The 13,392-nt window shown below is 32.2% G+C and carries 13 protein-coding genes; 4 read left to right on the top strand and 9 right to left on the bottom strand.

Annotated elements, in window-relative coordinates; genetic code table 11:
- Nucleotides 1-8: 8 nt before the first annotated feature.
- The 4 genes from AAFP94_RS12125 to AAFP94_RS12110 are packed head-to-tail and all read right to left on the bottom strand — an operon-like array spanning nt 9 to nt 3,838.
- Nucleotides 9-677 carry a YggS family pyridoxal phosphate-dependent enzyme gene (locus AAFP94_RS12125; RefSeq protein ID WP_316663003.1) on the bottom strand — a complete coding sequence of 223 codons (669 nt, stop codon included), beginning with the start codon at nt 675-677 and terminating at the stop codon, nt 9-11.
- Between the two features lie 57 nt (nt 678-734).
- Entirely contained in the window at nt 735-1,973 is a 1,239-nt protein-coding gene (locus AAFP94_RS12120; RefSeq protein ID WP_316663002.1) for a DUF1015 domain-containing protein, read from the bottom strand.
- 6 nt (nt 1,974-1,979) lie between these two features.
- Nucleotides 1,980-2,867, bottom strand: coding sequence for a 3-hydroxyacyl-CoA dehydrogenase family protein (locus AAFP94_RS12115; protein ID WP_316663001.1), 888 nt, complete (start codon nt 2,865-2,867; stop codon nt 1,980-1,982).
- An 8-nt stretch (nt 2,868-2,875) separates the two neighbouring features.
- Entirely contained in the window at nt 2,876-3,838 is a 963-nt protein-coding gene (locus tag AAFP94_RS12110; protein WP_316663000.1) for a Gfo/Idh/MocA family protein, read from the bottom strand.
- A gap of 157 nt (nt 3,839-3,995) precedes the next feature.
- Here AAFP94_RS12110 and AAFP94_RS12105 point away from each other — a divergent pair, with 157 nt between their 5' ends.
- Complete coding sequence (locus AAFP94_RS12105) at nt 3,996-4,637, top strand: protein-L-isoaspartate(D-aspartate) O-methyltransferase (RefSeq protein WP_316662999.1); 642 nt, start codon at nt 3,996-3,998, stop codon at nt 4,635-4,637.
- Between the two features lie 22 nt (nt 4,638-4,659).
- On the opposite strand, the gene AAFP94_RS12100 is transcribed toward AAFP94_RS12105, so the two are convergent.
- Entirely contained in the window at nt 4,660-6,201 is a 1,542-nt protein-coding gene (locus AAFP94_RS12100; protein WP_316662998.1) for a M61 family metallopeptidase, read from the bottom strand.
- Nucleotides 6,202-6,268: 67 nt separating this feature from the next.
- Nucleotides 6,269-6,727 (bottom strand): SsrA-binding protein SmpB, encoded by a 459-nt coding sequence (smpB, locus tag AAFP94_RS12095; protein ID WP_316662997.1) that lies wholly within the window; start codon nt 6,725-6,727, stop codon nt 6,269-6,271.
- A gap of 91 nt (nt 6,728-6,818) precedes the next feature.
- Here smpB and AAFP94_RS12090 point away from each other — a divergent pair, with 91 nt between their 5' ends.
- Nucleotides 6,819-7,559 (top strand): DUF6503 family protein, encoded by a 741-nt coding sequence (locus AAFP94_RS12090; protein ID WP_316662996.1) that lies wholly within the window; start codon nt 6,819-6,821, stop codon nt 7,557-7,559.
- 2 nt (nt 7,560-7,561) lie between these two features.
- On the opposite strand, the gene AAFP94_RS12085 is transcribed toward AAFP94_RS12090, so the two are convergent.
- From AAFP94_RS12085 to clpB, 3 genes are all read right to left on the bottom strand, one after another.
- Nucleotides 7,562-8,080 (bottom strand): phosphoglycerate mutase family protein, encoded by a 519-nt coding sequence (locus AAFP94_RS12085; RefSeq protein WP_316662995.1) that lies wholly within the window; start codon nt 8,078-8,080, stop codon nt 7,562-7,564.
- Nucleotides 8,081-8,126: 46 nt separating this feature from the next.
- Nucleotides 8,127-8,666, bottom strand: coding sequence for a GNAT family N-acetyltransferase (locus AAFP94_RS12080; protein ID WP_316662994.1), 540 nt, complete (start codon nt 8,664-8,666; stop codon nt 8,127-8,129).
- Between the two features lie 151 nt (nt 8,667-8,817).
- Nucleotides 8,818-11,427, bottom strand: a complete 2,610-nt coding sequence (clpB, locus tag AAFP94_RS12075) for an ATP-dependent chaperone ClpB (protein ID WP_316662993.1) — start codon at nt 11,425-11,427, stop codon at nt 8,818-8,820.
- Between the two features lie 159 nt (nt 11,428-11,586).
- Here clpB and ytxJ point away from each other — a divergent pair, with 159 nt between their 5' ends.
- Both ytxJ and nhaA read left to right on the top strand, forming a co-directional pair.
- A complete protein-coding gene (gene ytxJ, locus AAFP94_RS12070; RefSeq protein ID WP_316662992.1) occupies nt 11,587-11,979 on the top strand; it encodes a bacillithiol system redox-active protein YtxJ in 393 nt (130 codons plus the stop codon).
- A 79-nt stretch (nt 11,980-12,058) separates the two neighbouring features.
- Complete coding sequence (gene nhaA / locus AAFP94_RS12065) at nt 12,059-13,351, top strand: Na+/H+ antiporter NhaA (protein WP_316662991.1); 1,293 nt, start codon at nt 12,059-12,061, stop codon at nt 13,349-13,351.
- The last annotated feature ends 41 nt before the right edge of the window (nt 13,352-13,392 follow it).

Below are 13,392 nucleotides of genomic sequence, written 5' to 3'. Positions count from 1 at the left end.
ATTTAAAATTAATGATATGTTCTTTCACCAAAAATACTACTTCCAATTCTAACCATGTTACTTCCACATTCTATGGCAAGTAGATAATCTCCGCTCATTCCCATAGAAATAGTTTGCAGTTTGCAGTTTGCAGTTTGCAGTTGTTTTAGTTTTTCAAAAGTCGATTTCAGAAAATTAAATTCCTTAACAACTTTATTCTCATCATCAGTAAATGTAGCCATTCCCATCAGTCCAACTATATTAACGTTGCTTAATTCTGAAAATTCTTGTGAAGTCAAAATATATTCTGCTTCATTTGTTGTCATTCCAAATTTAGAATCTTCGTCAGCTATTTTAATTTGTAGCAAACAATCAATAACACGATTATGTTTATAGGCTTGTTTATTAATTTCTTTAAGCAGTTTAAAATTATCTACACCATGAATTAAACTCACAAAACTAGCCATATATTTCACTTTGTTTCGCTGCACATGACCAATCATATGCCATTGGATGTCTTTAGGCAGTTGTTCATATTTTTCAACCATTTCCTGGATTTTGTTCTCACCAAAAACTCGTTGTCCAGAATGGTATGCTTCTAAAATATCTTCTATAGGCTTTGTCTTTGTTACAGCCACAAGTGTGACATCTTTTGGTAATGTTGCTTTTAATTGTTCAATATTTTTTGAAATACTCATAATTAATTCTAATAATACATAATGAGATCCTGAATCAAGTTCAGTATGACATAAATGTCAAAACTCATAAATAGTTACTCCACTGCGTAGTTTGGGTTCAATAAAGGTGCTTTTTGGAGGCATCCTTAAACCCTCGTTGGCAATGGCTTTCATCTCTTCAATGGTAATTGGTAAAAGTCCAAAACCTACGACAAATTCACCTTGGTCTATTTTGCTTTTTATGGTAACCATACCTTCTTTTCCGTAGGTGTAATGAATACGTTTGTCGTTTCTTAAATTAGTGATACCTAAAATAGGTTCTAAAATCGTTTTAAACAGGATTTGAGCATCCAAAGCATCGAGCGATGTTTCGATGTTATAGTTATGTTTTCTCAAATACAGTGAATAAAACTCACCATCAAGATACATGCTAAAATGATGTTTTCTTGTTGGCCTGTAAAGCGTATAACCACGATTTTCTATTCGAAAGATGGTGTCTAGTTTGATTAAGAACTCTTCTTTGGTTAATCCGTTAAGGTCTTTTATAATTCTGTTGAACTCATAAATTTTCAATTCAGACTCTGGAATTAAATAACTCATAAAATAGTTATAAGCTTCATCGCCTTTATGATTTTTATTACTTGCTTTCAATTCTTTTGCCAATAAATATGAAGAAGCAGAACGATGATGTCCATCTGCAATATAGATTGTTTTCATTTTTTCGAATTCATGCTTTATAATGTCGATTGTTTTGGAGTGATTAAGAAGCCAAAGATAATGCGTGTCTCTATAGGTGGTTGTGAATTCGAATTCTGCTCTTTCTTGCTGTGTTTTCTTGATAATACCTGTAATGGTTGTATTATCAGGATAGGTAAGGAGTACCGGTTCTGCATTAAAACCGACAGTTTTTAGATAGTCTTTAAAAATATTCTCGCGATATTCTATGGTGTCTTCGTGCTTTTTTATGCAGTCTTTTTCATAATCTTCTGCACTAACAGCAGCCACAATACCAGAAAACTCATTTCCGTTACGATTTACTATTTTATAAATATAATAGTTAGGCCTTTCGTCTTGAATAAAAATATGGTCTTCTTTAAATTCCAAATATCTATTTCTAACTAAAGCATATCTTTTTTTACCAGAAACCTCTTTCTGGTATTTATATCCAGGATTTATGATATGCAAAAAAGAAAATGGGTTGTAATCTAGCCTAGCTTCAAGTTCTGCTTGTGTATAACTTTGATAAGAACGTGAGGCCACAAGGCTTACTTTGTCTCGTGTAGGTCTTACTGCTTTAAACGGAATTATTTTTGCCAAATTGAATTATAAAAACTGTTTAGAAACTTTTTCTGCTTTCTTGCTTTCAGAGTAATCATAAAAACCTTCTCCAGATTTTATGCCAAGCTTTCCAGCTCTTACCATATTTACCAATAAAGGGCTAGGCGCATATTTAGGGTTTTTGAACCCTTCGTACATGACATTTAAAATTGAGAGACAAACATCAAGCCCAATAAAATCTGCTAATTGCAATGGACCCATTGGATGAGCCATACCGAGTTTCATGACTGTATCTATTTCCTGAACTCCAGCAACATGGTTATAGAGGGTTTCAATAGATTCATTAATCATGGGCATTAAAATTCTATTAGCTACAAAACCTGGATAATCATTAACCTCAACAGGAATTTTCCCTAATGCGCTGGACATATCCATAATGAGTTTAGTGATTTCATCACTTGTATTATAACCACGAATAATCTCTACCAACTTCATAATTGGTACTGGATTCATAAAATGCATGCCAATAACCATTTCTGGTCTTGAGGTTACAGATGCTATATGAGTAATTGAAATCGAAGATGTATTGGTAGCCAGAATAGTATCTTCTGGGCAGGCTTCGTCTAATTGTCTAAAAATTTTAAGTTTAAGTTCCACATTTTCTGTTGCAGCTTCAATAACCAAACTAGCATATTCTACACCTTCTACTAAACTTGTAAACGTTGTAATATTATTTAAAGTTTCTGCTTTTTGAGCTTCGGTTATTTTCTCTTTAGCTAACATTCTATCAAGATTGGAAGTAATAGTTTCCATTCCTTTTTTTAATGCAGATTCATTAATATCTATAAGTTGAACTTTAAACCCGTTTTGAGCAAAAGAATGAGCAATACCATTTCCCATAGTTCCAGCTCCAATAACTGCTACGTTTTTCATTAGAATATTTATTTAAAACAATTTATAATTTGTGTAGCTACACGCAAGGCTTCTGTACCATCGTTTAATGTTACTATTGGTGTAGTATTATTGTTAATGGCATTAGCAAAAGATTCCAATTCGTCCAAAATAGCATTGTTACTACCAACATTGGGATTGTCAAAGTAGATTTGCTTTTTAATACCTTCTGCATTTTGAAGAATCATATCAAAATCTCCAGGATGTTCTGGAGCATCTTTCATCTTTACCACTTCACATTTCTTTTCCAAAAAATCAACTGAAATGTAAGCATCCCTCTGGAAGAAACGCGTTTTACGCATGTTTTTTAAAGAAATTCTACTCGCGGTAAGATTGGCAACACAGCCATTTTCAAATTCCAGTCTTGCATTGGCAATATCTGGTGTATCACTAATGACTGAAACACCACTGGCAGATACATTTTTAACCTCTGATTTTACAACGCTTAAAATAATATCGATATCATGAATCATTAAATCCAAGACTACCGGAACATCTGTACCTCGAGGATTAAATTCTGCCAACCGATGCGTTTCAATAAACATTGGGTTTTCAACCTTATCTTTTACCGCAATAAATGCTGGATTAAATCGCTCCACATGACCAACCTGACCTCTGATATTGTTTTCGGCCAATAATTCTCTAATATGCTCTGCTTCTTCAACAGTATTGGTAATAGGTTTTTCAATAAAGATATGCTTTCCTTTGGCTATGGCTTGTTTGGCACACTCGTAATGAGATAATGTTGGTGTTACGATATCTACCATATCTACAGCATCTATAAGTTCTTCAACTGAATTGAAAAGTGTATAGCCGAATTCATCAGCAACTTTTTGCGCATTTACTGTATCTTGGTCATAAAAACCAACTAATTTATATTGATTGGATTGATTAAGAAGTCTTAAATGTATTTTTCCTAAATGCCCAGCACCAAGAACACCTGCTTTTAGCATATTGTTTTGTTTTGAACAAAAATAAGGTTTTTAAGTATTTATCTATATCAAAATAGAATAAAATGTATCAAACACTATTTGCTAAAAATTCTTTTCACAAATAACTTTTATCTTAAAAATGTTTGATTAATTTTAACAGAAAATACACCAATATAAGTTGAAAGATACGTTTAAGCACAAAGGATTACGACAAAAGTTAGTTAATGTTATAAAGGCTAAAGGAATACAAGATGAAAAGGTTTTGGAAGCTATTGGTAGAGTGCCGAGACATTTATTTATGGATTCGGGTTTTTTAGATCACGCGTACCAAGACAAAGCATTCCCTATTGCCGCAGACCAAACCATATCACAACCTTATACTGTAGCTTTCCAAACCGAATTATTAAAAGTTAAAGCAGGAGACAAAATTCTTGAAATAGGTACAGGCAGTGGTTACCAAGCTGCAGTTTTGTGTGAGCTTGGTGTTAAATTGTACAGTATTGAACGCCAATTAGAACTCTTTAAGAAAACCAATAAGTTTTTACCAAAATTAGGATATCGACCCAAAAAACTCATTTTTGGAGATGGCTATAAAGGCCTTGAAGAAGAATCTCCTTTTGATGGAATTATTGTTACTGCAGGTGCTCCATTTGTGCCAAAGCCTTTATTGACACAATTAAAAATAGGAGGTAGGCTTGTGATTCCTGTTGGAGATGACGTACAAGTCATGACTCTCTTTATTAGGAAAGGAGACAAAGAGTTTGAAAAACACGAATTTGGTGAGTTCAGGTTTGTACCATTACTTGAAGATAAATCCTAATTTTCTAAATAATTTTTTTGCTTTAGCTCTTTATGACTATTTGCTTCATCCACTTGTTTCTTAAATCAAGTTGAGCATCTGTTGGATTTTCCATTAGAGAAAATGTTGAAGTAGCTTCATCAAAATAGATTCCTAGTTTTTCATAGTATTCTTTAAAAGGAAGAGGTTCTGAAGCTTTCACATATTTATCGAAAAAATCACTTATTTCAGGATGTGTTTCGTCAGCAAAATCGTCAAAAAATGTGTTTTCATTAAAAGGTCTGTTAGGTCCATATTCTTTGGCTAATTCATTTATTACATCTGCTAATCCTCTTTCTCCGTTAGAAAGCTCTAGAAGTCTTATATCAAGAAGCCCAGCAACCAAAGCACCTTTCATGTAAATATTTGCATATTGCTTATGTCCTTCTGGTGTATAAGAAGTTCTGGCCAATTCTACAAGGCTAATATTGGGGTTGAAATAATTATTATTGATGATAATTTTCTGTCTTAATGTGTTTAAATAGTCTTCCGTAGATTTTAATCTAGAACGAAATAACATCATATGTGCTGCCCATTCTGTAGTGCCTTCGTACAACCATAAATGATCTGATGTTACAGGAGTCATAAAATTAAACTGTTCCACAACTTCACTATGAATATTAAGAGGAGTCACAATATGAAAGAACTCGTGAGCTGCTACATCCAGTAGATTTTTTTCAAGGTATTCCCATGGAGCTTCTCTATAAACATATTCAGAACTATATGAATGTTCCCAAGCACCTTGTGTTAAATCTTCAAAATGATATAAGAATGTATATCTGTTTACTGGCAATCCATTTAAAAAACCACTCGCAGAAAGTAGCATGTCTCTCATAGAATCTAATATTTGATTAGATTTTACTAGACCTGTTTTAGAATATGTGAAAATATCTATTGTTGTTCCTTGCACATCCATAGATGCCTTTGTTAAATCACCAAGAAGAATGGGTGAATCTACAACATGATCGTAATCTTCTGCTAAATAAATACCATTATTGGTTCTATCTAAAGCAGTGCCTACAAGCCATTGTTCTGGGTAATCAATTTTTATTTTAATAGGGTTGGCTTGTTTTCCTTTGAAATAACCAAAAACTCCTTGTCCATTAATTAAAGAATGATCATCTTCAATTGAGGTGCCGCACATTAAATAAAGTTTATTTTCTGTAACGGGTGTATCCCAAGTTTCAGCAATGTGGTATTCAATTTTTGCAATGCTTTCTGGAGAAGTTAGTTCGTACTGATTGATCGAAATCTTTTTTGTTTCTATTTCGTTTCCTTTACTATCAAAAGCTTTAAACGAACGCACAAACCTTCCTATGTCCATAACTGCATAAGTTCCTGGTGCTGTTGATGCAAATTGATAAATACTGTTACTGTCTGTTAAAGATGGTGGTAAAACGATTACTTTAAAGGTGTCACCAGATCTATCTAAAAGATTAACATTAAAGAAAACGTCATGAGTTTGAACAGTTGAATTCTTACTACTTCCACATGAAACCAGAACGATAGAAATGGCAATAAACCAAAACTTAAAAAGATACTTCATTTTTAAAAATTAAAATTTCCGCAAAATATGAATAACAGTGAGTTTTAAGAGTTAAGAATCTCTTAAATTATTTATAGGTTTTTTTAATTCGGTCTAGGTTACGCTTGTTATCTCTGTCCCGAATGGTTTCTCGCTTATCATGAAGTTTTTTACCTTTAGCTAAAGCAATTTCTAATTTTGCATACCCTTTTTCATTGATGAATAACCGAAGTGGAATAATGGTGAGACCTGTATTTTGAACTTCTTTATTTAATTTTTTCAGTTCTTTTTTGTTCAACAATAGTTTTCTAGTGGCTTTGGGTTTATGATTATAGTAAGTGCCATAGATGTATTCTTCAATAGTCATATTGACCACAAACAGTTCGCCACGGTCATTAAACTCACAAAAGCTTTCTGCAATAGAAGCCTTACAGTTTCTAATGGATTTAATTTCAGTACCGGTTAATACAATACCTGCCGTATACTTATCCAATATTTCATATTGAAACCGAGCTTTTTTATTTTGTATGTTTATGCTTTTTTGCATGGGTTGCCAAAGGTAGATAATTTAAGATAATTTTTAAATAAGTAAAAAAACTATTGTATAGCTTTACACTTTATTGCAGAAAAGTATATAAATGAAGACGAAACTGACTTCCTTTTTTTTGATTTTAATTTTTATTTCTGGATGTAAAATAGATGTTGATGGTAGTTTTGTAGATACCATTATTAATCGATCCATTGAAGTTTCTGGTGGCTCTAAATTTAAAAATTCAGTGATAGATTTTGATTTTAGAGGAAGACATTATAAAGCCATTCGTATAGATGGTTTATTTCAATACGAAAGAGAATTTCAGGATTCTTTAGGAGTCATCAAAGATGTTTTGTCCAATTCTGGTTATGAACGCTTTTTGAATAACCAGCCATTTTTACCTCATGATACTATGGCAGTAAAGTATGCCAGATCTGTGAACTCCGTGCATTATTTTTCTGTTTTACCTTTTGGATTGAATGATGAAGCTGTAAATAAAACGTATTTGGACAGCTTGTTGATAAAAGGAAAAAAGTATCACAAGATTAAAGTTGATTTTGATAAAGATGGTGGAGGAGAAGACCATGAAGATGTATTTGTTTATTATGTTAATGCAGAGACCTACAAAGTAGATTATTTGTCATATATCTATTTTGTAGATGGAGGTGGTATAAGGTTTAGAGAAGCTTATAATGAAAGATATGTCAACGGATTACGATTTGTGGATTATAATAATTATAAATCTGAAAATGACAGTATTGATTTATATGCATTAGATAGTTTGTACCAACTGAACAAACTAAAACTTTTATCAAAAATAGAGCTTGAAAATATTTCGGTTCAATAAATTTACTCGATAAATAATACCGTATCAGATATGGTATCACCAAAAACAGTAACAATATAAAGATTGGCATTATTGCTATCGTCAATATGCTCATACTTTTCTTTACCTAAAAGTTTATTTACAAACTCTGGTGTTGAATTACTATGTCCAACAACCAAAACAGATTTCCCTATAGTATTATTTAAAAATCCCTGAATATTGATTTCTTTTGGATTATAAAAGGTAATTTCAACATTGTTTTTTATTGCTGTTGGTTGTGCAGTTTCAATAGTTCGGTGATAGTCTGTTGAATATACAGCATCAAATTTTATATTTTTAAAAACGTCTTTCCAGTGCTCTGCACGTTGTTTACCCTTTTCAATTAGATGCGGATTATTATTAGATGCATCACTTCTGTCTTTTTCTGCATGCCTGATAAAATAGTATGTAGATGTTTCAGTTTTAAATTGCTCTTCTTTGGTTTGCAAGCAAGATGTTAGAGTAGTTGATAATATTAAGGTAAGGAGAATTATTTTTTTCATAAGAATTCGTTTATGCTCAAAGATATAAATTTAAGATACTCGATTTTTACAGTTGTTTCCAAAAAATGATCATCCCACTAAAGTCTTTTTTAATTAATTCAAAATCTAAAGATGTTTTTCCTATATTTTCATATTCTAGTTTGGTGTAAAAATGCAATGCTTGTTCTTGAGTATCCATAGCTTTCAACCAAATAGAGCTATTCCCTTTTTCTTTTGCACGTTTTTCAACCCAATTAAATAAAGCCTTTCCAATACCTTTTCCATGTACTTCACTTCCTAAATAGATTCTGTGCAAATACACATTAGAATCTTTTATATGACTTTCAAGTGGCCTGTTGAAATCAATTCTTAAAATACCAACATCTTGAGATTTAAATATTACGAAATAATATTCGGCATCAATATTACTTAACTCTTTTTTTAGGTTTTCTTTACTATAAAATTTGTTAATATACCAGCTAGAGTCTTCATTTTTCCAAAGGTGTTTGTATACAGGACGATAAACTTTAGCAACTAATTTTTCAAGCTTTTTCTGGTCTTGAAAACAAATCTCTTGAAGTTGAATATGTTCTGAAATTTGAATCACTAAAAGTTAATTTTTACAATATTAACTTAAAAATTATTACAAAAGAAAAAGCAACGCTTACTAAATATATAGTTCACGCTGCTTTTCTACTAACTAACCAACTAAATAAAAAACGGTTTGAGATCCGTTTTATTGTTTTTTTAACTTAAAATTAAGATTCCTCAATTACCAAATCTCCTTGGTTTCTGAAAACTAATCTACTATCAAATGAATCCAATAAAATGATACTGTCTGTAGTAATTCTTCCTGAAAGAATTTCTTTGCTTAATTCATTCAAAACTTCTTTTTGAATCACACGCTTTACAGGTCTTGCTCCATATTCTGGATTATATCCTTTTTCTGCTAAATATGCAATTGCTTCTGGAGTGGCATCAAAAGTAATTCCTTGTTTTGCAATTATTTTGGTAATTGCTTTTAATTGAAGACCTACAATGGCTGTAATGTTTGCTTTAGTTAAAGGTGTAAACATGATGGTATCATCAATTCTGTTTAAAAATTCTGGACGTATGCTTTGTTTTAATAGCGCCATAACATCAACTTTTGCAGCTTCAATTGCAGAATCAATATCTTTTGTTGCTTCAAAACGGTCATGAATAATACTACTTCCCATGTTTGAAGTCATGATAATGATCGTGTTTTTAAAATCAGCTACACGACCTTTGTTATCTGTTAGCCTGCCTTCATCCAAAACTTGTAATAGAATATTGAACGTATCGGGATGTGCTTTTTCAATTTCATCTAGTAAAACAACAGAATATGGTTTTCGTCTTACAGCTTCTGTTAATTGTCCGCCTTCATCATAACCAACATATCCAGGAGGAGCACCAACCAATCTGCTCACAGCGTGACGTTCTTGATATTCGCTCATATCTATACGAGTCATGGCATTTTCATCATCAAAAAGATATTCTGCAAGTGCTTTAGCCAATTCGGTTTTACCAACACCTGTTGTTCCTAAAAATAAGAAGGTGCCTATTGGTTTTTGTGGATTTTGTAATCCAGCCCTACTGCGTCTTACAGCATCACTTACAGCCATAATAGCTTCTTCTTGTCCTACAACCCTTTTATGGAGTTGATCCTCAAGCTTTAGAAGCTTCTCGCGCTCACTTTGTAACATTTTGGTTACTGGAATTCCGGTCCATTTAGCAACTACTTCAGCAATATCGTCATAGGTTACTTCTTCTTTAATAAGTGAATTACCGGATTGGTTTTCTTGCAACTCTTTTTGAAGTTTCTCCAGTCGCTCCTGTGCTTCTTTGATTTTTCCGTAGCGTAATTCTGCTACTTTACCATAGTTACCATCACGTTCTGCACGTTCTGCTTCAAGTTTAAAGTTTTCTATTTCTAATTTTGTATTCTGAATGTTATCTACAACTTCTTTTTCACTTTTCCATTTGGCATTAATTTCATTACGTTGTTCTTTTAAATTGGCTAAATCAGAACGTAAAGTTTTTAATTTAGATTCATCCTTTTCACGCTTAATGGCTTCAATCTCAATTTCCAACTGCATTATTTTTCTATCCAGAACATCTAACTCTTCCGGTTTCGAATTGATTTCCATGCGTAGTTTTGAAGCTGCTTCATCCATTAAGTCAATGGCTTTATCAGGAAGAAATCTGTTTGTGATGTAGCGTTCTGAAAGTTCTACTGCACCAATAATGGCTTCATCTTTGATACGAACCTTGTGATGTGTTTCGTATTTTTCTTTGATTCCTCGAAGTATTGAAATGGCACTTTCTGTATCTGGTTCATCAACCATAACTTTTTGGAAACGTCTTTCTAGAGCCTTGTCTTTTTCAAAATATTTTTGGTATTCGTCTAAAGTCGTAGCTCCAATAGCTCGCAATTCACCGCGTGCTAAAGCAGGTTTTAATATGTTAGCCGCATCCATTGCACCTTGTCCACCACCAGCACCTACAAGGGTATGAATTTCGTCTATAAATAGAACAATATCGCCATCACTTTCTGTAACCTCTTTAATAACAGCTTTTAAGCGCTCTTCAAATTCTCCTTTGTATTTAGCACCAGCTATCAAAGCACCCATATCAAGTGCAAAAATTTGCTTTTCTTTTAAATTTTCAGGTACATCGCCGTCAACAATCCTGTGTGCTAAACCTTCGGCAATAGCAGTTTTGCCAGTTCCAGGTTCACCAACCAAAATTGGATTGTTCTTGGTTCTTCGTGACAGAATTTGAAGTATTCTTCGAATTTCTTCATCACGACCAATAACTGGGTCCAATTTACCATCTTTCGCCAACTGGTTTAAGTTTTTAGCATATTTATTCAAAGAATTGTAAGTGTCTTCTTGACTTTGAGAAGTAACACGGTCTCCTTTACGCAATTCTTCAATAGCGGCTTTTAAATCTTTTTCTGTGATGCCTTGATCTTTTAGCATTTGTGCAATTTTACTATTTGATTTAAAAACAGCTAGAATTAAATGCTCAATGGAAACAAAATCATCATTCATCTTTTTTGCAATAATAGATGCCTCGTTCAAAGTTTTACCTGCTTCACGAGATAGCATGATTTCTCCTCCAGAAACTTTAGCAAAGCTTTCTATTTGTTTGGTTAAAGTCTGTTGCAAAACAGCAATGTTTACATTAAGTTTCTTTAAAATAAAAGGCAGTACATTTTCATCAACTTCGAAAATAGCTTTAAATATATGCTCATTCTCAATTTGTTGATTAGAGAAGCTTTGTGCAATTTGTTGTGCTTGCTGAACAGCTTCTTGTGATTTTATAGTATAATTATTAAAGTTCATTGTATATTTTTTTCCTTTTGATATCTATATTTCAATAATCTTACCATTGCATTTTACAAGACAAAATGTCTGTTTAAATCAATAATAATGTGACTTTTAGGCAGTTTGTAAGGAGTTGAATAAGCTTATGACTACTTTGAAAATTAAAAAGAAAATTTTATGGGTTTATTTAAAAAAATTTTTGCTGCTTCATCTGGATCAATAGAAGAGAAAGTTCTACCATGGATTGCCTTAACCACAATTGAGCAATTGGATGGTATTTTAAAAAACTCAAAAAAGAGACCTCAAATAATTTTTAAATACTCAACTAGATGTGGAATAAGTCGAGTCGTATTGAAGGAATTTGAAAGGGATAATCTAGTGCTTGAAAATTATTTTGATTTTTATTTTAATGATCTTATAAAGTTTCGGAATGTATCTAACCATATAGCTTCTCAATTTAACATTAGGCATCAATCACCTCAATTGATGGTAATAAAAAACGGAGAAGTAATTAGTCATTCAAGCCACGGTTCAATTAATGATGTCGACTTAAAAAACCTTATGAAGTAATATCGTATTTCTCAAGTTTTGATTTGCTTCAAGAAAAAGGTTAACTTCGTTAAAATTTAATAATCTACCTTCTTTAAAAATGATTAAAAAGGTCATTTTAACACCATTTCAGAAGTTTGTTAAAATTGAGAGCTTCAGTGGCATTCTTCTTTTAGGAACTACGATTATTGCTTTAGTATGGGCAAATTCTACATTTGGTGATAGTTATCAGTCACTTTGGCAATATAAAGTGGGCTTTTCAGCAGAAAACTTTGAGCTTAAAAAACCCTTGTTACTATGGGTTAATGACGGCTTAATGGCTGTTTTCTTTTTTCTAATTGGTTTAGAAATAAAAAGAGAATTTTTAATCGGTGAGCTAAATTCTTTAAAAAAAATATCCTTTCCTCTTTTTGGTGCTTTGGGCGGAATGACAATTCCAGTCATTTTCTTTTTGTTTTTAAATCAAAATCCAGAAACATTACGAGGCTGGGGAATTCCAATGGCTACAGATATTGCATTTTCGTTGGCAGTACTTAAAGTTTTGGGAGATAGAGTGCCGTTGAGCCTTAAGATATTTTTGACTGCCTTTGCAATAGTTGATGATATTGGAGCTGTTTTGGTAATAGCATTGTTCTATAGTAGTTCAATAAACATCTCTCTATTGGTTATAGCTTTTGTATTATTAGGGATATTGTATGGTTTGTCTTTTAAAGGCTATTATTCGAAATTTTTAATCATTTTGTTTGGAATAATTATTTGGACTTTGTTTTTAAAATCAGGAATACATCCAACATTAGCAGGTATTTTATTAGCGTTTTCTGTACCTGTAAGGCAAAAAATAGACACAAAAGAGTTCATTAATAATTTGGTTAGTATAATTACCGAGATTAAAAAAGCAGAAAATACAAAGAAACCAATTTTATCAAAACAACAAATACAGCAAATAGATGACCTTGAAGATTGGACCAATAAGTACCAGTCTCCACTTCAACATTTGGAGCACCAGTTGCACGATTGGGTAGCTTATTTAATTATTCCTGTTTTTGCTTTGGCAAATGCAGGTGTTGTTATCAGCGGAAACCTTGATTTGGATATTTCTTTAGTGACAAACATTATTATATGTTTAGTTTTAGGCAATAGCATTGGTATTTCTAGTATTGTCTTATTTGCAAAAAAAATAAAACTTATAGAAGTTCCAGAGGATATAAGTAACACACAAATTGTTGGAGTGTCATTTTTGGCTGGTATAGGATTTACTATGGCAATTTTTATCGCAAGCCTTGCTTTTGCAGGTAATCAAATTTATATAGATTCTGCCAAAATAGGTATCATAATAGGCTCATTTATATCTGCTATTTTAGGGTTTATTATTTTAAGAATAAAACCAGCGTAATTTTTTTACCTTATCGTCAATGGAGTCTATAAACACTGTTA

This window comes from Gilvirhabdus luticola (genome assembly GCF_040117515.1).
Classification (GTDB): domain Bacteria; phylum Bacteroidota; class Bacteroidia; order Flavobacteriales; family Flavobacteriaceae; genus Gilvirhabdus; species Gilvirhabdus luticola.
Note: the sequence above shows the minus strand (reverse complement) of the source record. Positions and strands in the feature narration are given on the sequence as shown.